This is a genomic window from Streptomyces sp. BK208, from assembly GCF_004364245.1.
Taxonomy (GTDB): domain Bacteria; phylum Actinomycetota; class Actinomycetes; order Streptomycetales; family Streptomycetaceae; genus Streptomyces.
In genome coordinates, this window is the sequence record NZ_SOAV01000001.1 from 975,838 (window position 1) to 995,192 (window position 19,355).

Sequence of the window (19,355 nt, forward strand, 5' to 3'; positions counted from 1 at the left end):
AATGTGGGCCGCGTTGTTGGCCGGCCTGCTGATGGTGCTCGGTCTGCAGGCGACGTCCGCCTCCGGACAGCCCGCGGCGGCGCCCGCCGCGGCGGCCGCCGACCAGGTACTGACCTGGACGGCGGGCGACGACATCACCAAGTACGTGTCGGCGCCCGAGACGGCGGTGGCCGGACCGGCCACGATCGTCTTCGAGAACAGTGAGGCCACCGGCAACACCACCGGCATGCCGCACACGCTGACCTTCATGACCAGCGATCCCGCGTACAACCAGGACGTCCAGCTGAACATCCTGGCCAACCCGAACGACGCCCAGGGCGGCAAGCACACCGCCGAGGTCACCCTCACGCCCGGCAAGTACATGTACCACTGCACGATCCCGGGCCACGGCCAGATGACGGGCGTGCTCGTGGTCACCGAGGGCGGCGGTGGCGAGGACACCACGGCGCCGGCGACCTCGGCCGAGGTGGGCGGCACGCAGAACGCCGACGGCGCGTACGTCGGTTCCGCGACCGTGACGCTCGCCGCCACCGACGAGGGCGGCTCCGGCGTCGAGCGGATCGAGTACGCCCTCGGTGCCGACGGTGCCTGGCAGCCGTACACCACGCCGGTCGTCGTCGACCAGGTCGGCGAGCACACCGTGCGCTACCGCGCCTTCGACAAGGCGGGCAACGCCGCCGAGGAGAAGAGCGTCACCTTCGCGGTGGCCGCGCCGGACACCGACGACACGACCGCGCCGGAGACCTCGGCGACGGTCAGCGGCGAGAAGAACCCCGACGGGGCCTACATCGACATGGCGACGGTGACCGTCACCGCCTCCGACACCGGTTCCGGCGTCAACACCATCGAGTACGCGGTCGGCGACGGTGCCTGGACGGCGTACACGGCGCCGGTCATGGTGCACGAGACCGGCGAGCACACCGTGCGCTACCGGGCCACCGACAAGGCGGGCAACGTCGCGGCGGAGAAGAGCGTCGCCTTCACCGTGGCCGCCGCTCCCCCGCAGGACACCACCGCGCCGGTGACCGGCGCGACCGTGGACGGCACCAGGAACTCCGACGGCGCCTACGTCGGCAGCGCGAAGGTGACCGTGAACGCCGCGGACGAGGGCGGCTCCGGCGTCGCCGCGGTGGAGTACTCGCTGGACGCCGGGCCCTACCTGGCGTACTCGGCCCCGGTGGTCGTCGACCGGGTGGGCCGCCACACCGTGGCCTACCGGGCCAGCGACAAGGCGGGCAACACCTCCGAGCCGCTGACCGTGAGCTTCACGGTGGTGGCCGGCGGGGTGCCGGCGCCGCCCTGCCCGGAGTACGACGAGCGCCTCACGGTGATCGTCGGCACGGTCGACTCGGGGGTGCCGAACCGGGTCACCGACAACCGGTGCCGGATCAACGAGCTGATCGAGGACGAGAAGGAGTGGACGTCCCAGGCGCTCTTCCTCAAGCACGTCGGGCACGTCCTGGACGCGCTGCGCGCCCAGGGCGTCGTCGACAAGCGTGAGGTCAAGGCGATCAACAAGGCCGCCAAGCAGTCGAAGATCGGTCTGCCCGGCCAGACCGAGGGCTACCGCACCATCATGGACGGCAGCCAGGACTCCTTCGCCAAGTGGGAGCAGGTGGGCGGCGGTTCGTTCGGGCTGAACGCGGACGGGTCGATCACCTCCAGCACCAGCACGCCCGGCATGGGCATGCTGTGGTTCCCCGAGCGCACGTACGGCGACTTCTCGCTGAAGCTGCAGTGGCGGGACGACGCGGCGGGCACCGCGAACACCAACGGCGGCGTCTTCGTGCGCTTCCCGCAGGTGCACGACCACCCGGAGGAGTCGCGCCCCGAGTGGGTCGCCATCAAGTACGGGCACGAGGTGCAGGTGTTCGACAGCCCCACCGGCGACATGTACAAGACGGGCTCCCTCTACGGCTTCGACCGGGTCGGCCTGGCCGGCGCGGGCGTGACGGAGAAGGGCACCTGGAACGACTACGAGATCCGGGTGGTGGACCAGCACTACTCGGTCTACCGCAACGGCGTGCTGATCAACGAGTTCGACAACATCGGCGGCCAGACCTTCTACCCCGAGCGCTCGGACGACCCGGGCACCGACGGGCGCCGGTTCGCCTCCGGCTACGTCGGACTGCAGGTGCACAGCACCTCGGACGTCGTCTCGTACCGGGACGTCCGGATCAAGGAGCTGTAGCCGGGCCCGGTGTCGTGGCTCAGTCCGGGCCGGGAGCCTTCTTCCTGGCCCGGCTGGGCTGCACCCGGCTCGGCTCGCCCGGCATCTTCGGATACTCGGGCGGGTAGGGCAGGTCGCCGAGCCCGTGTTCGTGCTCGTCCTTCGTCGCCAGCTCCAGCAGGGCGTCGAGGGAGTACCGCACCTCGTCCATGCCCGCGTGCACGTCGCCGAGTTCGGCGAAGCGAGCGGGCATCGTCGTGATGTCGAAGTCCTGCGGGTGGGCGACCCCCACCTCGTCCCAGGTCAGCGGCGCGGAGACCGGGGCATGGGGGCGGGGGCGCACGGAGTAGGCGGAGGCGATGGTGCGGTCGCGGGCGGTCTGGTTGTAGTCGATGAAGATGCGCTCGCCGCGCTCCTCCTTCCACCACTTGATGGTGACCCGGTCGGGCATCCGCCGTTCCATCTCGCGGCCGACGGCGATCGCGGCGCGCCGCACCTGGGTGAAGGTCCAGCGGGGCTCGATCGGCACGAAGACGTGGATACCCCGTCCGCCCGAGGTCTTGGGCCAGCCGCGCAGTCCCCCGAACTCCTCCAGCACCGCCCGCAGTTCGTGGGCGGCGCGGGCGGCGTCGTCGTAGTCGGTGCCGGGCTGCGGGTCGAGGTCGATGCGCAGCTCGTCGGGGTGGTCGACGTCGTCGCGGCGCACCGGCCAGGGGTGGAAGGTGAGGGTGCCGTACTGCGCGGCCCACAGCACGGCCGCCTCCTCGGTCGGGCACATCTCGTCGGCGCTGCGTCCGCTGGGGAAGGTGATGTGCGCGGTCGGGATCCAGTCGGGCATCCCCTTGGGCGCGCGCTTCTGGTAGAACCACTCGCCGGTGATCCCGTCGGGGTAGCGCTGCAGGGTGGTGGGCCGGTCCCGCAGGGCGCGCAGGATGCCGGGGGCGACGGCCTGGTAGTACCGGGCCACGTCGAGCTTGGTGTAGCCGCGCTCCGGGAAGAACACCTTGCCGGGGCTGGACAGCCGCACGCTCCGCCCGCCCGCCTCCAGTTCCACCGCTTCCGCCATGCGAGCCACCGTAGGCGCAGCGCCCCCGCTTCGCATATCGGACGTCCAGGCGAAGGAACGTCCGGCCGCGACCCGTTCGACCGCCGGCCGCCTATTTGCCGAGGCTGATCCTCTCGTTGTCGAGGAGCGCGGTGTGCGTGGCAGCGGTGATGATCAGCAGCACGAGGAGGAACCCCGGGACAGGGTTGGTGTCGTCGGGATCCGGGCTGATCGCGATGGCGGCGGAGAAGACGGCGATCTCTCCGACGATGTACACGCCCGCCAGCCAGGGCTTCACGACGCCCTTGACCGCGGCGACGACGAACGGAACCGCGGCTGCGAGTCCCAGCGTGACGACCGGAACCAGCGTCCAGATCACCTTGGCCGCGACGGACGCGTACATGCGGGGGCGGACCGGTGTGAGCGGGGCGTTGAGGTAGGGACTGGCCACGAGTGCTCCCGTCGCGTCGAAGGTGTGTAGGCAGTGTGGTGGCAACGCGCCGATCCGTCAGCCGAATCGCCCGGATCGACCCGACCGGGTTCCGTCGGCGGTACCGGACCACTTGCTGCGCGCCGGGTCCCTCGGATGTTGCGCTCGACGGGCAGGCTGCCATCGCAGCCGTACAGAATCGGACCATGGACCTCCCCGTCATGCCGCCCGTGAAGCCGATGCTCGCCAAGTCCGTGGCGAGGATCCCGCCGGGTATGCACTACGAGGCGAAGTGGGACGGGTTCCGCGCGATCGTGTTCCGGGACGGCGACGAGGTGGAGCTGGGCAGCCGGACGGGCAAGCCGCTGACCAGGTACTTCCCCGAGCTGGTGACGGCGGTGCGGGAGCGGTTGCCCGGGCGGTGCGTGGTGGACGGGGAGATCGTGATCGCGCGGGAGGGGCATCTGGACTTCGACGCGCTGACCGAGCGGATCCATCCCGCGCAGTCCCGGGTGCGGACGCTGGCCGAGCGCACGCCGGCCTCGCTGGTCGCCTTCGACCTGCTGGCCCTGGACGACGAGTCCCTGCTCGACGTGGGGCTGGCCGATCGGCGGGCGCTGCTGGTGCGGGCGCTGGCCGGGGTGACGCCGCCGGTGCACGTGGCTCCGGCGACGGACGACATCGAGGTGGCCCGGCGATGGTTCGAGCAGTACGAGGGCGCCGGACTCGACGGTGTCGTCGCCAAGCCGCTGGACCTGCGGTACCGGCAGGACGAGCGGGCCATGTTCAAGATCAAGCACGAGCGCACGGCCGACGTGGTCGTCGCCGGGTACCGCTTCCACAAGAGCGGCCCCGTGGTCGGCTCGCTGCTGCTCGGCCTCAACGACGACCGGGGCGTCCTCCAGCACGTGGGGGTGAGCGCGGCCTTCACGATGAAGCGCCGGGCCGAACTGGTGGAGGAGCTGGAGCCGCTGCGCATGGACGACGCCGGGGACCATCCGTGGGCGGCGTGGGCCGAGGAGGCGGCGCACGAGTCGGCCCGCCTGCCGGGCGCGCCCAGCCGGTGGTCCGGCAAGAAGGACCTGTCCTGGGTGCCGCTGCGGCCGGAGCGCGTCGCCGAGGTCGCGTACGACCACATGGAGAACGGGGCGCGCTTCCGGCACACGGCCCGCTTCCGCCGCTGGCGCCCGGACCGGACTCCCGAGAGCTGCACGTACGCGCAGCTGGAGGAGCCGGTCCGGTACGACCTGGCGGAGATCCTCGGCGGGCCGTGACGTCCGTGGGCGCTACGGCTTCATCAGCACCTTGACCGCGCCGTCCTGCTTCTTCTGGAACATCTCGTACGCGTGCGGCGCCTCGGCCAGCGGCACCCGGTGGGTGGCGAAGTCGTCGACGCCCAGCGGGTCGTCGTCGGTCAGGTACGGGACGATGTCGTCGCTCCAGCGGCGTACGTTCGCCTGGCCCATGCGGAGCTGGATCTGCTTGTCGAACATCGTGAGCAGCGGCATCGGGTCGGCCATGCCGCCGTACACGCCGGACAGCGAGATGGTGCCGCCGCGGCGCACCAGGTCGATCGCGGTGTAGAGGGCCGAGAGCCGGTCGACGCTCATCCGCTCCGCGAGGGGCCCGCTGAGGGCCCTCGGCATCACCGCGGCGGCCTGCTGCACCAGCTTGGCGACGGCACCGCCGTGCGCCTCGGTGCCGACCGCGTCGATCACGGCGTCGGGGCCGCGCCCGTCCGTCCGGTCCTTGATCGCCGCGACGAGGTCCTTCTCCTTGTCGAAGGACCGCAGGTCGAACGTCTCCACGCCGCGCGCCCTGGCCCGCTCCAGCCGCTCCGGCACGAGGTCGACGCCGAAGACCTTCTCGACCCCCTTGAGCCGGGCGATCCGGCAGGCCATGTCGCCGATCGGGCCGAGGCCCAGCACGGCGAGGCTGCCGCCCTTCGGGACGGCCGCGTACTCGACCGCCTGCCAGGCGGTGGGCAGCACGTCGGAGAGGTAGACGAAGCGGTCGTCCGCCGGCCCCTCGGGCACCTTGATCGGACCGAACTGGGCCTGCGGCACGCGCAGGTACTCGGCCTGGCCGCCGGGCACCGCGCCGTACAGGCGGGTGTAGCCGAACAGCGGGGCGCCCATGCCCTCGCCCGTGACCTGGGTGGTCTCGCACTGGGTGGGAAGTCCGGTGCCGCACATGTGGCAGTGGCCGCACGCGATCTGGAACGGCACCACGACCCGGTCGCCGGGCTTCAGGTTGGTCACCTCCGCGCCGACCTCCTCGACGATGCCCATCGGCTCGTGGCCGAGGATGTCGCCCGGTGTCATGAACGGCGTGAGCACCTCGTAGAGGTGCAGGTCCGACCCGCACAGTCCGGACGAGGTGACGCGGATGACCGCGTCGGTCGGCTGTTCGATCCTGGGGTCCGGTACCTCCTCGACCCGCACGTCCCGCTTGCCCTGCCACGTCACTGCCTTCATCGCCCCGTGCTCCCTCCGTCGCCGTGCGGGTCCGTTCCGCGTGGCGGCCGGGTACCCCGAGGCTCCGGCCGTCGAACCCGGTGGTCTTTTCGGCCGAACAGCGGATTATCCACCCGGTTCCGTGTGCCGTATCCGATCCGGTCAGGTATGGCCCTGAATGCTTACAGAAGCGCACAATCGATGACACGGGACGGGTGGTCGCATGGCCGGAACACGAAGAGGACAGCGCAGGGGGCGGTGTGCCGCCCTGCTGACGGCGGCGGTGGCGGTCTCGCTGGCCGCGGCGGGCTGCACGGCGGGGCCCGGGGCCGAGGACGACGGACGGACGCCGGACCACGCGCGGTCGCCCAGTGCGGCCCCCGCGTCGGGGCCGGTGCTCGCCGTGAAGGTCGACAACGTGCCCGCGGCCCGCCCGCAGTCGGGCCTGGAGGACGCGGACGTGGTCTACGCCGAGCCGGTGGAGGCGGGACTGAGCCGGCTGATGGCGGTCTACGCCTCCGAGCTGCCCGCGTCGGTCGGGCCGGTGCGCAGCGCCCGCGAGTCCGACCTGGAGCTGCTCGGCCAGTTCGACCGGCCGGTGCTGGCCTTCTCCGGCGCGCAGAGCAAGCTCCTGCCGCTCATCGACAAGGCTCCCCTGCGCGCGGAGCCGGCCCGCGAGGACTCCGACGCCTACGTCCGCGCCGACGACCGCCGGGCCCCGCACAACCTCTACCTGCACCCCCGCAAGCTGCTCGACGAGCCGTCGGGTCCGGCGGCGCTCACGACCGGGTTCGCCTACGGCAAGGCCCCCGCGGGCGGGCGGCCGGAGTCCACGCACACGGTGCGCTACCCCTCGGCGAGCTTCACCTTCACCTGGTCCGGCGGCGAGAACCGGTGGCTGGTCTCCATGGACGGCACCCCGGCGCGCACGGCCGACGGCGGGCGGCTGGCCCCTGCCACGGTCGTCGTGCAGCACGTGACCGTGCGCGAGTCCGGCTTCCGCGACTTCCGCGGCAGCAACTCGCCCTACGTCGAGTCGGTGGGCTCCGGAGAGGCGGAGGTACTGCGCGACGGGCGCGCCTACGAGGCCACCTGGAAGCGCGGGGCGGCCGGGGACGGCACGGCCTTCACCGCCGAGGACGGCAAGCCGCTGAAGTTCGCCGAGGGCCAGGTGTGGGTGGTCTTCGCGGGCACGTCCTGACCCTGCGGGCCCCCGTCAGCCCGGTGCGGCTGCCGGCTCCGTCGGGTTGCGGAGCCCTTCCGCGGCGTCCGAGACCCGGCGGATGAGGTCGATGAAGACCGCCTGCTCGTCGGCGGCGAGCGGCGCGAGGAACACCTGGTTCATCCGGGCGATGCGCACGCCCAGCCTGCGGTGGACGCGCACACCGTCGTCGGTGAGCCGGAGCAGGGACCGGCGGCCGTCCTGCGGGTCGCGGACCTTGTCGAGCAGCCCGCGGCGGCCGAGCCGGCTGACCACCTCCGCGATGGTGGAGCGGTCGAGGCCCACCCGCTCCCCCACACTGCGCTGGTCGAGCCCCGGCTCGGCGACCAGGGCGTTGAGGACGGCGTACTGCGGCGAGGTGGTCTCCTCGGAGACCATCGTGTTCCACAGCAGGTAGTGCGCCTGCTGCAGCCGCCGGGCCAGATGGCCGGGGTGGGTGGCCAGATCGACCGCTGCCATACGCGCGCTCCCGTGGGTGACTTTCATCGGTGCACTGACGATACACGGCGGCGAGGGCGACCACCGGGAAGCTCCTCACACGATCTACCTCGTCTTTCTCGGGTCTTGACGCCTCGCCCGCCCGATGGCAGCGTGTGGACGACCTCGCTGAAATAATCAGTGCCCTGACTATCTGCTTCCGGGGCACGTGCAAGGGATGGGGCTTCTCGGATGGACAAGGTGGTGGCCACAGCCGGTGAGGCGGTGGCCGACGTGCCCGACGGCGCGTCGCTCGCGGTGGGCGGTTTCGGGCTGAGCGGTGTGCCGAACGTGCTGATCCGGGCGCTGTACGAGCGCGGGACCGGTGGGCTGTCGGTGGTCTCCAACAACTGCGGGGCGATGGACACCGGGCTGGCCGTCCTGCTGGCCGCCGGCCGCATCGCCCGGGTGACCGGGTCCTACATCGGCGCCAACAAGGAGTTCGCCCGCCAGTACCTCGGCGGCGAGCTGGAGGTCGAGATGATCCCGCAGGGCACCCTGGCCGAGCGGCTGCGGGCCGGCGGAGCGGGCATCCCCGCCTTCTACACCCCCGCCGGGGTGGGCACCCAGGTCGCCGACGGCGGGCTGCCGTGGCGGTACGACGGGTCCGGCGGGGTCGCGCTGGCCTCGCCCCCGAAGGAGGTCCGCGAGTTCGACGGGACCCCGTACGTCCTGGAGCGCGGCATCCGCACGGACTTCGCGCTGGTCCGCGCCGCGAAGGGCGACCGGCACGGCAACCTGGTCTTCGCGAAGTCGTCCCGGAACTTCAATCCGCTGGCCGCGATGGCCGGACGGGTGACGATCGCCGAGGTGGAGGAACTGGTCGAGCCGGGCGGGATCGACCCGGACGCCGTGCACCTGCCGGGGATCTTCGTCCAGCGGGTGGTGGCCCTGACGCCCGAGCAGGCCGCCGACAAGAAGATCGAGCGGCGTACGGTCTCCGTGCCTCCCGCACGAGGGACGGTGACCTCCTGATGGCCTGGACGCGTGAACAGATGGCCGCGCGGGCCGCCCTCGAGCTGCGGGACGGCCAGTACGTCAACCTCGGCATCGGCCTGCCCACCCTGATCCCGAACCACCTGCCCGAGGGCGTCGAGGTCACCCTGGAGTCGGAGAACGGCATCCTCGGCACCGGCCGGTACCCCACCGAGGCCGAGGTGGACCCCGACCTGATCAACGCGGGCAAGGAGACGGTCACGGTCCGGCCGGGCGCCGCGTTCTTCGACTCGGCCCTGTCCTTCGGCATGATCCGGGGCGGGCACATCGACGTGGCGGTGCTCGGCGCGATGCAGGTCAGCGCCGGCGGCGACCTGGCCAACTGGGCCGTCCCGGGAAAGATGATCACCGGCATCGGCGGCGCGATGGACCTCGTCCACGGCGCACGGACCGTCATCGTGGTCATGACCCACACCGCCAAGGACGGCTCTCCCAAGATCCTCGAGGAGTGCGCCCTGCCGCTCACCGGCAAGGCCTGCGTCGACCGCGTCATCACCGACCTGGGCGTCCTCGACGTCACCGCCGACGGCCTGGTCCTGGTGGAGACCGCCCCGGGCGTGACCGCCGACGAGGTCGCCGACCGGACCGGCGCCGGACTCCTCGTCGCGGAGGGACTGAAGTGAGGGACGTCTACATCGTCGACGCGGTGCGCACCCCGTTCGGCAAGTACGGCGGGGGCCTGGCGGGCGTACGCCCCGACGACCTGGCGGCGCACGCGATCCGCCGGCTGCTCGGCCGTGCTCCGGACCTGGACCCGTCCCGGATCGACGACGTGTACGTCGGCAACGCCAACGGCGCCGGCGAGGAGAACCGCAACGTCGCCCGCATGGCCGCCCTCCTGGCCGGCCTGCCGACCACCGTCCCCGGCGTCACGGTGAACCGGCTGTGCGCGTCCGGTCTGGAAGCGGTGATCCAGGCGGCCCGCGCCATCGCCGTGGGCGACGCCTCGGTCGTGCTCGCGGGCGGCGTGGAGTCGATGACCCGGGCACCGTACGTGCTGCCCAAGGCGGACCGGCCGTTCCCCGCCGGGCACGCCGAGATGTACTCGACCACCCTGGGCTGGCGGATGGTCAACCCGGCGATGGACCCGCAGTGGACGATCCCGCTCGGCGAGTCGGCGGAGCTGATCGCCGACAAGCACGGGATCACCCGCGAGCAGCAGGACGCGTACGCCCTCGCCTCGCACCGCAAGGCCGCCCGTGCCCGGGCCGAGGGCCTCTTCGACGCCGAGCTGGCGCCCGTGCCCGTGCCGCGCCGCAAGGGCGACCCGGTGGACTTCGCCGCCGACGAGTGTGTACGCCCGGACGCCTCCCTGGAGGCGATGGCGAAGCTCGGGCCGTCCTTCCGGACGACCGGCGGCACGGTGACCGCCGGGAACGCCTCCCCGCTCAACGACGGCGCCGCGGCGCTGCTCCTGGCCGACGAGGAGGGGCTGAGGGCCGTCGGACGCGAGCCGCTCGCCCGGGTCTCGGCGACCGGCGTCTCGGCGACCGACCCGCAGTACTTCGGTCTCGCCCCCGTCGAGGCCGTGAACCGCGCGCTCACCAGGGCCGGCCGGACGTTCGCCGACCTGGACGTGCTCGAACTCAACGAGGCCTTCGCCGCCCAGGTGCTGGGCTGCGTGGCCGAGTGGCCCGAGTTCGACCCCGCGATCCTCAACCCGCAGGGCGGGGCCATCGCCCTCGGCCACCCCCTCGGCGCGTCGGGCGCGCGTCTCGCGGGCACCGTCGCCCACCAGCTCGCCCGCAGGGGCGGCGGCACCGGTGTCGCCGCCCTCTGCATCGGTGTCGGCCAGGGCCTGGCCCTGGTCCTCGACCGCTAGTCACCCCAGGGAATCCCCATGACTCTCACCCAGCACGACATCGACGCGGAGATCGCGGCCGAGCACGCCGCCTACGAGAAGCGGGTCGCCGGGGGCGCGCCCGTCGAGCACCACCCGCGCCGCGACTACGCCCCGTACCGCTCCTCGGTGTTGCGTCACCCGAAGCAGCCACCGGTCGCCGTCGACGTCTCCAAGGACCCCGAGCTGGTCGAGCTGTCCTCGCCCGCCTTCGGGGAGCGGGACATCACGGAGATCGACAACGACCTGACCCGGCAGCACGCCGGGGAGCCGGTCGGCGAGCGCATCACCGTCTCCGGCCGCCTGCTCGACCGCGACGGCAGGCCGGTGCGCGGCCAGCTCGTGGAGATCTGGCAGGCCAACTCGGCCGGGCGGTACGCGCACCGGCGCGAGCAGCACGACGCGCCGCTGGACCCGAACTTCACCGGCGTGGGCCGCACCCTCTCCGACGGCGACGGCTTCTACCGCTTCACCACCGTCCGGCCCGGCCCCTACCCGTGGCGCAACCACGTCAACGCCTGGCGCCCGGCGCACATCCACTTCTCGGTGTTCGGCTCGGCGTTCACCCAGCGCCTCGTGACGCAGATGTACTTCCCGAACGACCCGCTGTTCCCGTACGACCCGATCCTCCAGTCGGTGACGGACGACGCGGCGCGGCAGCGGCTGATCGCGACGTACGACCACAGCCTGTCGGTGCCGGAGTTCTCGCTCGGCTACCACTGGGACATCGTGCTCGACGGCCCGCACGCCACCTGGATCGAAGAAGGACGCTGACCCGCCATGACGAAGACCGACACCAGCGGCCCGGAGCAGGTGCCGCCCACCCCGTCGCACACGGTCGGCCCCTTCTACGGGTACGCGCTGCCCTTTCCGGGCGGCGAGGACATCGCGCCCGCCGGGCACCCGGACACGATCACCGTGCACGGGTACGTGTACGACGGCGCGGGCAGCCCGCTGCCGGACGCCCTCGTCGAACTGTGGGGACCGGACCCCGAGGGCCGGGTCCCCACCGCCGACGGCTCGATGCGGCGCGACCCGGCCTCCGGCGGCTTCCTGGGCCGCAACGGCGTGGAGTTCACCGGTTTCGGCCGCATCCAGACCGACGCGAACGGCCACTGGTACGCGCGGACGCTGCGTCCGGGGGCGCGGGGGCACAGCGCCCCGTACGTCAGCGTGTGCGTGTTCGCGCGCGGGCTGCTCGTGCACCTGTACACCCGGCTCTACCTGCCGGGCGACGAGGCGGTGCTCGCCGCCGACCCGCTGCTGTCGCGGGTGCCGGGCGAGCGCCGCGACACGCTGATCGCCGCGGACGAGGGCCGCGGGACGTACCGTTTCGACATCCGCCTTCAGGGCGAGGGCGAGACGGTCTTCCTGGAGTTCCAGTGACATCACCTGCCGACCCCGCCGAGCCGGACGCCGCCGCCGGCACGAGCCTGCTGGCCCCCGGGTGGACGGGCTCGCCGGCCGCGTCCGCGACCGGTGACCGCGCGTATCTGCGGGCGCTGCTCGACGCGGAGGCGGCGCTGACCCGCGCCCAGGCCGCGCTGGGGCTCGCCCCGGCCGAGGCGGCCGAGGCGGTGGACGCCGCCGCCGCGGACCCGGGCGCCTTCGACGCGTGCTCCCTGGCGGAGCGGGCCCGGGCCGGCGGGAACCCGGTCATCCCCCTGGTGGCGGACCTGACGAAGGCGGTCGGTGAGCCGTACGGGTCCTACGTGCACCGGGGCGCGACCAGCCAGGACATCCTGGACACGGCGACGATGCTGGTCGCCGCCCGCACCCTGGACCTGCTGCGGCCCGATCTGGCGCGCACGGAACGGGCGCTGGCCCGGCTGGCCGCCGAGCACCGGGACACGCCGATGCCGGGCCGGACGCTCACCCAGCACGCGGTGCCGACGGCCTTCGGGCTGAAGGCCGCCGGCTGGCGTTCGCTGGTGCTGGACGCGCGGGACCGGCTCGCGGCGGTGCGTTCCGCGCTGCCCGCTCAACTCGGCGGCGCGGCGGGCACCCTGGCCGCCTTCGAGGCGTACGGAGCGACCGACCCGGCCGCCCTGCCGGCCGCGTACGCCCGTGAACTCGACTTGTGCGAACCCGGGTTGCCCTGGCACACGCTGCGCACCCCGGTCGCCGACCTGGGCGGCGCCCTGGCCTTCACCGCCGGGGCGCTCGGGAAGATCGCCGCGGATGTGCTGACGCTGTCCTGCACCGAGATCGGCGAGGTCGCCGAGGGCAGCGGGGGCGGCTCCTCGGCGATGCCGCACAAGGCCAACCCGGTGCGGTCCACGCTGATCGCGGCGGCCGCCCGGCGCGCGCCGCAGCTCGCGGCCACGCTGTACGGCTCGCTGGCCGCCGGGGACGAGCGCCCGGCCGGGGCCTGGCACGCCGAGTGGGAACCGCTGCGGGACCTGCTGCGCCTCGCCGGTGGCGCGGTGCGGGACGCCGCCGAACTGGCCGAGGGGCTGCGGGTGCGTCCGGACGTGATGCGCGCGCATCTCGGTCTGACGCACGGCCTGATCGTGTCGGAGCGGCTCTCGGCCGCACTGGCCCCGGTGCTCGGGCGGGCCCGCGCCAAGGAGCTGCTCACCGAACTGGCGGCGCGTACCTACGCCGAGGACCGGGACCTGAGCGAACTGCTCGCCGAGGTGGCGGAGGTGCGGGGACTGGACCTGGCCTCCCTGACCGATCCCGCCCGCTACACGGGTGCCGCCGCGATCCTCACCGACCGTGCTCTGGAGCGACGTTGACGACCCTGCTCAACCACCTGTCCGAAGGCCCCGTCTCCGCACCCCCGCTGCTGCTCGGGCCGTCGCTGGGCACCTCGTACGCACTGTGGGACGCGGTGGCACCCGAACTGTCCACGGGGCACCGGGTGATCCGCTGGGACCTGCCGGGGCACGGCGGTTCACCGGCGGGCCTCGTCGGACCCGGCGCCACCGTCGGCGACCTGGCCGCCCTGGTGCTCGCGCTCGCCGACTCGCTCGGGGTGGAGCGGTTCGCGTACGCCGGGGTGTCCCTGGGCGGTGCGGTGGGCCTGCACCTGGCGGTGCACCACCCCGAGCGCGTGTCGTCGCTGGCGGTGGTCTGCTCGTCGGCGCACTTCGGCGGCGTGGAGCCGTGGCGGGAGCGGGCCGCGCAGGTGCGTGCGGAGGGCCTGGCACGGCTCGCCGAGAGTGCGGACGCGCGGTGGTTCACCCCGGGGTTCACCGTGCCGCGGCTGGTCCGGGACCACCGGGGTGCCGACCCGGAGGCGTATGCCGCCTGCTGCGACGCGCTGGCCGCCTTCGACCTGCGGGACCGGGTCGGGGAGATCGCCGCACCGACGCTGCTGGTGGCCGGGCGCGAGGACCCGGCGACGCCGCCCGCGCACCTGCGCGAGCTGGCCGACGCGGTGCCGGGTGCGACGCTGACCGAGATACCGGGTGCCTCGCACCTGGCGCCGGCCGAGCGGCCCGAGGCGGTGCTGACGGCGCTGCGGGCCCACTTCGACGGCGGTGCCCGGCGGGGCATGGCGGTGCGGCGCGAGGTGCTGGGCGACGCGCACGTGGACCGCGCACAGGGGCGGCAGACGCCGTTCACCGCCCGGTTCCAGGACTTCATCTCGCGCTACGCCTGGGGTGAGATCTGGACCGACGAGACGCTCTCGCGGCGCGAGCGCAGCATGGTCACGCTGACGGCGCTGGTCGCGCACGGCCACTACGAGGAGCTGGCCATGCACGTACGGGCGGCGCGGCGCAACGGGCTGTCGGCGGACGAGATCGGCGCGGTGCTGCTCCAGACGGCGGTGTACTGCGGGGTCCCGGCCGCGAACTCCGCGTTCGCCACCGCCCAGCGGGTGCTGGCCGAGGAATCCGGCGCCGCCGAGGGGTGACGCCCCCACCGCCCGCCCTGACGGCGCCTCAGCCCGCGCGTCCCACCGCCAGGGCCTCGCGGGCGCGGGCCACGAGTCCGTCGGCGCCGCACGAGTCGGCGAGTGCCAGGCCCCTTTCCAGCTCGGCCGCCGAGCGGGCCGCGATGCCGTACTCCACGCGGGCGGCGGCGTGCTCGTACTGGCAGGGCGAGGCCTCCAGGTAGGTGACGGCCTGGGCGGCGAGCCGGACCGCGCGCTGCCCGGTCTCCAGGGCGGAGGCGCAGCGCAGGGCCTCTCCTATCGCCGTGTCCGTGCCGAAGCGCTCGGCCTGGCGGCGGGCGTCGGTGGCCAGCCGGGCGGCCCGGCCGGGGTCCTCGGCGGCCAGCGCCCGGGCCAGTTCGGTCGCCCAGGGGACCACCACCGGGTTGTGCCGGCCCCGCGCGGCCGCGGCCTTCTCGGCGGCCTCCAGTTCGTCGACGCCTTCCTTGGTGCGGCCGGTGGCGATCAGCAGGCGTCCGCGGACCGGGCGCGGGTCGGGCAGCACGATCGTCGACGGGTACGGCGGCGCGAATCCGTACTGGTCGGCCACGGTCCGGGCCTCCTCGACGTGGCCGCGGGCGAGCAGGGTGTCGACCAGGTTGCAGGTGGCCGACCAGTACAGCGGCAGCCCGCGGCCCACGCGTTCGGCGATGCGCAGGGATGCCCGCAGGGACTGCTCGGCCTCCCTGAGGCGGCCCCTCCTGCGGTGGCCGAGGCCGACGTAGGCGTGCGCGAGGGCGAGGTGCCCGCCGCTCCAGCCGGCACTCTCGTAGGCGCGCAGAGCTTCAGTGAACAGTGCCTCGGCGCGGTCGAGACGGTCGCTGTAGGCGTAGGAACTGGCCAGCATCATGGGCAGTTCCAGGCCCCACTCGGTGTCGGTCCAGCCCAGTCCGGGGGCGAGGCGGCCGTTGACGAGGGCGCGGTCGCACAGTTCGACGACCTCTTCGGCGCTCTCGCCGTGGGTCATGGCGTCGAAGCCGCGCAGGATGAGCAGGGCGCGCTCGGCGTTGTCGCGGCCGGTGCAGGTGGCGGCGAGTTCGGCCAGGCGCGCGGAGCGGCGGGGTGAGGAGGTCTCGCCCGCGTGGATTCCCTCCCACATGTACTGGGCCGCCTGCAGCCGCAGTCGCGCGGAGGGATCGGGGTTGCGTGCGGCCTCCGCCTCGACGGTGCGCACGGCCTCCTCCAGCTGGTCGTTGTGGAGCAGGGCCTGGGAGAGCCGGAAGACGGCGTCGACGCGCTGCTCGCCGTCCAGTCCCGGCATGGCGAGCGCGGTGCGCAGGTGCCCGATGGTGGTGGCGGGCGCGGTGAGCAGCGTGGCGCAGCCCAGTTCGAAGAGCACGCGCGCGTGGGCGTCGGGCAGCGGCGGCTCCTGCAGGGCGCGTTCGAGGCACCGGCGGGCCGCGTCGGGCGCTCCGACGGCGAGGTGTTCGCGGGCGGCCTCGCGCAGCTGGGCCACGACCTCCTGGTCGTCGTCCGGGTGCACCTTGAGCAGATGGCGTGAGGCGGCCGCAGCGCCGAGTCCGGAGTCGGTGACCAGCTGGGCCGCTATGCCGTGCATGGCGGTGCGCAGCGCGTCGGGGATGGAGTTGTAGACGGCGGTGGCGATCAGCGGGTGGACGAACTCCAGCTCGTCGGCGCCCGGTTGTCCGGCGGAGGCGTCCGGTACGGACAGGATCCGGGCGCCCCGGAGCAGTTCGGCGCAGCGGGCGGCGTCGGCGCGGTCCAGGGTGGCGAGCCTGGCCACCATGTCCACGGTGATGCCGCCGCCCAGGATGGCCGCGGCCCAGGCGAACCGGGTGGAGTCGACGCCGAGTTGCTCCAGGCGGGCGACGAGACCGCCGCCGCGGGCGGAGCGGTTCAGGGCGCGCAGCTCGGCGGCCTCGGCCTCGACGGGTTGCAGCTCGCTGTCCTGCACCTTGGCGAGGAGTTCGACGGTTTCGTAGGGGTTGCCGCCGGTGACGGCCCACACCTCGCGGCAGAAGGCGGCCTCGGCGTGCTCGCCCAGGGTGGCGCGGGTGAGGCCGGCGGTGGCGTCGGGGGTGAGGGCGTTCAGCGGGCCGAGGGGCCGTCCCATGGCGGTGGCCGCTTCCAGGTGGCGGGCGCTGTCGCCGCTGACGTCGCCGGGGCGGCGGGCTATCACGATCAGGACGGAGGTCTCGTCGAGCCGTTCGGCGAGCGCGGCGAGCCAGCGCAGGGTCTCCTGGTCGGCCCAGTGCGCGTCGTCGATCAGCAGCACCAGCGGCCACTCCCGGCGGGCGAGGCGACGGACGGCGGCGACCAACCCGTCGCACACGCCCTGCGGGTCGGCCTGGCGCTCGCCGGGGTCGGCTATGCCGAGCGCGGGGCCGGCGATGTCGTACCAGTCGCCGAGGTACTCGCGGGCCTCCTCGGGGAGCATGGACACCAGGGCGGGCTGGAGCAGTTGGCGCACCACGTTGAAGGGGACGGACCTGAGGGTCTCGCCGCCGCGTGCCGACCAGACGGTGCAGTTGCGGGCCTCGGCGATGCGGCGGGTCTCGGCGAGCAGCGCCGTCTTGCCGACCCCGGCCTCGCCCCGGGCCTCCAGCAGCGTGCCGGGGGACGAGCGGTCCGCGCACAGGACGTCGACCGCGCGCGTGATCGTGGCGACTTCCTCGTCGCGCTCCCAGAGGGAGGCCGAGGCGGCGCCCGTCCGCCGTACCTCCGTCATCCCGCTACCTCCCCGAGTCGCCCGAATGACGTACAGGGCCTGAGCCTAGCCCTCCGAACGCGCCAGTGGTGGGCGCTCCAACGACCAGTTGCCGTGACGGGTGACATGCGGTAAAGCGTGAACGACGCCCCGGGCCCGTCATCAGCGGCGGTGTGGTCGGGCGTCCGTCAACGTCCGGCCGCCGGCGCCTCGCGGCGCGGGCGCCGGCGGCCGGACGAGGCGTACGAGCGGGCCTCTCATCTGGCTTTCACCGACGCCTCATACGGTGGGCCCATGACGCAGGCGACTCCTCCCGGGTGGTACCCGGACCCCGGACAGAAGAATGACGGTCCCGCCACCGAGCGCTGGTGGGACGGAACGGCGTGGACCGACCAGGTGCGCCCGGCGGGAGCGCCCGCCGCATGGACCCCGCCCGCGCAACCGCCGGTCCAGCCTGCGGTCCAGCCGCCGGGGCAGCCACCGGTCCATCCGCCGGTGCAGCACGCCGTGCCCGGGTCCTATCCCGTGCACCCCGGCTACCCGGGCCACCCCGTGCAGCCGCCGTCCGCGCGCCGGCGGCGGCTGCGGACCGGCATAGCCGTCGCGGCGGCCGTGGCGGTGCTGGCCGGCATCGGCGTCGGCGTGTACGCGCTGACCGACGACGGCTCGGGTGGCGGCAGCAGCGCGAGCGGTTCGGAGCAGGACCGGCGCGGACCCGGCGACCGGAACGGCCCCTTCGGAGACTCCGGCGGCGGAAACGGCGGCGGCAACGGCGAACAGCCCGCGCCGGAGTCCCCGGACCCGTCGGAGCCGCCCACGGTCGACAGCGGTTCGGTGACGGACGCGCTCAGCGGGATCAGCCTGCCCATCCCGGACGGCTGGTCCGGACAGGAGTTGCAGGTCGGCGCGCAGGTGACGTCGGACGACTCCTACAAGTGCCCCGGCGACACCACCAAGACCTGCACCAAGGGCGGCGCCTACTCGGCCCCGGCGGAACTGCTGCGGACCAAGGGCGACACCGCGGAGAAGGTCGCGAAGGCCGACATCGCGGCGAACGCCGAGGAGTCCTACGGCGCGGAGTCCTACGGCAAGATCACCTCGCACGACGAACTGGCCGCCGAGGCGGTCACGGTCGCCGGGCAGAAGGGCTACCTGGTCCGCTGGAAGGTGGTCACCGCCAAGGGCTCCGACGGTTTCGTCGAGTCGCTGGCGTTCCCCTCGCCCGCCGACGACGCGCGGATCGTCGTCGTCCGCTTCGGTGTCGACGTCGACCAGGAGCAGAAGGTCATCGACGAGATCACCCGGGGCATCGAGGTGGACGCCTCCGGCGGCGGTGGCAGCGGCCAGGACGTCTGACCCCGGCCCGCCGGTGCCCTCGGGGCACGGCCGGGGAACGGTCCGGCCGACGGGGCCGGACATCGGTCGGCCGGGTGGGGCGCCCTTCCGCTCAGAGGGCGCTCCACCCGGCCGGGGGTGCGCGCCGCCCCCGTCCCCACGGTGCGGCGCGGGCAGGCCACCGTCCAGTCATCCCGTGGACGGCGGCCTGGGTCTTCAGGGGAGGCCGAGCGCCGGCAGCACGACGGCCTCCACGAACCGGACGAGGTACGCCGCGTCGGCCTGCTCGCCCTCCAGGACGGGACGCATCCGCAGCATGCCGAAGAGCTGCGCGGGCACGTACTCCAGCGCCGGGTGGCCGGCCGGGACCTCTCCGCGGGCCACACCGCGCGCGAGGATCGCCCGCAGTGCGGCGATCTCCGGCTCGACGAGCGCCTCGCGCAGGGCGCCCTTCAGTTCCGGGTCCTCCATGACCGCGTGGCCGAGCGCCTGGAGCAGGCCGGTGTCCTTGCCCGTCCCCTCCCCCGCGGCCGCGGCCGCCTGGCGCAGGTCCTCGGCGAGCGACCCGGTGTCGATGTCGGTGAAGCGCATACGGCGGCTGGAGCGCAGCGCGGCGGCCACGAACTGGGGTTTGGTCTTCCACTGCCGGTAGAGCGTGGACTTGCTGCACCGGGTGCTGGCGGCGATGCCCTCCATGGTGACGGCGTCGTAGCCGCAGGAGCGGAGCTGTTCGAGGACGGCGTCGAAGAACTCCTGCTCACGCTCCGGCGTGATCTTGGAGCGGCGCGAGGTGCCCACCGTTTCCGGCCGGTCCGCGTCCTGCGACGTCATCG

At 73.5% G+C, this 19,355-nt stretch carries 17 protein-coding genes; 11 read left to right on the forward strand and 6 right to left on the reverse strand.

What is annotated here, in order from left to right; all coding sequences use genetic code 11:
* Nucleotide 1: 1 nt before the first annotated feature.
* The gene (locus EV562_RS04380; RefSeq protein ID WP_133885281.1) at nucleotides 2-2,191 is read left to right on the forward strand and encodes a family 16 glycoside hydrolase; all 2,190 of its coding nucleotides are present in this window, start codon (nucleotides 2-4) and stop codon (nucleotides 2,189-2,191) included.
* 19 nt (nucleotides 2,192-2,210) lie between these two features.
* On the opposite strand, the gene ligD is transcribed toward EV562_RS04380, so the two are convergent.
* Both ligD and EV562_RS04390 read right to left on the reverse strand, forming a co-directional pair.
* A complete protein-coding gene (ligD, locus tag EV562_RS04385) occupies nucleotides 2,211-3,236 on the reverse strand; it encodes a non-homologous end-joining DNA ligase (protein WP_133885282.1) in 1,026 nt (341 codons plus the stop codon).
* Nucleotides 3,237-3,327: 91 nt separating this feature from the next.
* On the reverse strand, nucleotides 3,328-3,666 hold the full coding sequence (locus tag EV562_RS04390) for a hypothetical protein (protein WP_133885283.1): 339 nt from the start codon (nucleotides 3,664-3,666) through the stop codon (nucleotides 3,328-3,330).
* A gap of 185 nt (nucleotides 3,667-3,851) precedes the next feature.
* Here EV562_RS04390 and EV562_RS04395 point away from each other — a divergent pair, with 185 nt between their 5' ends.
* Nucleotides 3,852-4,919 carry an ATP-dependent DNA ligase gene (locus EV562_RS04395; RefSeq protein WP_133885284.1) on the forward strand — a complete coding sequence of 356 codons (1,068 nt, stop codon included), beginning with the start codon at nucleotides 3,852-3,854 and terminating at the stop codon, nucleotides 4,917-4,919.
* Between the two features lie 12 nt (nucleotides 4,920-4,931).
* Here the strand turns inward: EV562_RS04395 and EV562_RS04400 are convergent, their stop codons facing one another.
* Nucleotides 4,932-6,122, reverse strand: coding sequence for a zinc-dependent alcohol dehydrogenase (locus EV562_RS04400; RefSeq protein WP_133885285.1), 1,191 nt, complete (start codon nucleotides 6,120-6,122; stop codon nucleotides 4,932-4,934).
* A 202-nt stretch (nucleotides 6,123-6,324) separates the two neighbouring features.
* Between EV562_RS04400 and EV562_RS04405 the strand changes: the two genes are divergently transcribed.
* A complete protein-coding gene (locus tag EV562_RS04405; RefSeq protein WP_133885286.1) occupies nucleotides 6,325-7,302 on the forward strand; it encodes a DUF3048 domain-containing protein in 978 nt (325 codons plus the stop codon).
* 15 nt (nucleotides 7,303-7,317) lie between these two features.
* On the opposite strand, the gene EV562_RS04410 is transcribed toward EV562_RS04405, so the two are convergent.
* The gene (locus tag EV562_RS04410) at nucleotides 7,318-7,782 is read right to left on the reverse strand and encodes a MarR family transcriptional regulator (protein ID WP_133885287.1); all 465 of its coding nucleotides are present in this window, start codon (nucleotides 7,780-7,782) and stop codon (nucleotides 7,318-7,320) included.
* 210 nt (nucleotides 7,783-7,992) lie between these two features.
* Between EV562_RS04410 and EV562_RS04415 the strand changes: the two genes are divergently transcribed.
* From EV562_RS04415 to pcaD, 7 genes are read left to right on the forward strand one after another with little or no spacing between them, the layout of a single operon-like run.
* On the forward strand, nucleotides 7,993-8,775 hold the full coding sequence (locus EV562_RS04415) for a CoA transferase subunit A (protein WP_133885288.1): 783 nt from the start codon (nucleotides 7,993-7,995) through the stop codon (nucleotides 8,773-8,775).
* Complete coding sequence (locus EV562_RS04420; RefSeq protein WP_133885289.1) at nucleotides 8,775-9,419, forward strand: CoA transferase subunit B; 645 nt, start codon at nucleotides 8,775-8,777, stop codon at nucleotides 9,417-9,419. The genes EV562_RS04415 and EV562_RS04420 overlap by 1 nt, the downstream gene beginning before the upstream one ends.
* The gene (locus tag EV562_RS04425) at nucleotides 9,416-10,618 is read left to right on the forward strand and encodes a thiolase family protein (protein WP_133885290.1); all 1,203 of its coding nucleotides are present in this window, start codon (nucleotides 9,416-9,418) and stop codon (nucleotides 10,616-10,618) included. The genes EV562_RS04420 and EV562_RS04425 overlap by 4 nt, the downstream gene beginning before the upstream one ends.
* A gap of 18 nt (nucleotides 10,619-10,636) precedes the next feature.
* The gene (gene pcaH, locus EV562_RS04430; RefSeq protein WP_133885291.1) at nucleotides 10,637-11,410 is read left to right on the forward strand and encodes a protocatechuate 3,4-dioxygenase subunit beta; all 774 of its coding nucleotides are present in this window, start codon (nucleotides 10,637-10,639) and stop codon (nucleotides 11,408-11,410) included.
* 6 nt (nucleotides 11,411-11,416) lie between these two features.
* Nucleotides 11,417-12,022, forward strand: coding sequence for a protocatechuate 3,4-dioxygenase subunit alpha (gene pcaG, locus EV562_RS04435; RefSeq protein ID WP_133885292.1), 606 nt, complete (start codon nucleotides 11,417-11,419; stop codon nucleotides 12,020-12,022).
* Entirely contained in the window at nucleotides 12,019-13,377 is a 1,359-nt protein-coding gene (gene pcaB, locus EV562_RS04440; protein ID WP_133885293.1) for a 3-carboxy-cis,cis-muconate cycloisomerase, read from the forward strand. The genes pcaG and pcaB overlap by 4 nt, the downstream gene beginning before the upstream one ends.
* The gene (pcaD, locus tag EV562_RS04445) at nucleotides 13,374-14,501 is read left to right on the forward strand and encodes a 3-oxoadipate enol-lactonase (RefSeq protein ID WP_133885294.1); all 1,128 of its coding nucleotides are present in this window, start codon (nucleotides 13,374-13,376) and stop codon (nucleotides 14,499-14,501) included. The genes pcaB and pcaD overlap by 4 nt, the downstream gene beginning before the upstream one ends.
* Before the next feature lie 28 nt (nucleotides 14,502-14,529).
* Here pcaD and EV562_RS04450 read toward each other — a convergent pair whose 3' ends face one another.
* On the reverse strand, nucleotides 14,530-17,208 hold the full coding sequence (locus EV562_RS04450; protein WP_133885295.1) for an AAA family ATPase: 2,679 nt from the start codon (nucleotides 17,206-17,208) through the stop codon (nucleotides 14,530-14,532).
* A gap of 273 nt (nucleotides 17,209-17,481) precedes the next feature.
* Here EV562_RS04450 and EV562_RS04455 point away from each other — a divergent pair, with 273 nt between their 5' ends.
* On the forward strand, nucleotides 17,482-18,543 hold the full coding sequence (locus EV562_RS04455) for a DUF2510 domain-containing protein (protein ID WP_133885296.1): 1,062 nt from the start codon (nucleotides 17,482-17,484) through the stop codon (nucleotides 18,541-18,543).
* 195 nt (nucleotides 18,544-18,738) lie between these two features.
* On the opposite strand, the gene EV562_RS04460 is transcribed toward EV562_RS04455, so the two are convergent.
* On the reverse strand, nucleotides 18,739-19,353 hold the full coding sequence (locus EV562_RS04460; RefSeq protein ID WP_133885297.1) for a TetR/AcrR family transcriptional regulator: 615 nt from the start codon (nucleotides 19,351-19,353) through the stop codon (nucleotides 18,739-18,741).
* Nucleotides 19,354-19,355 lie beyond the last annotated feature (2 nt).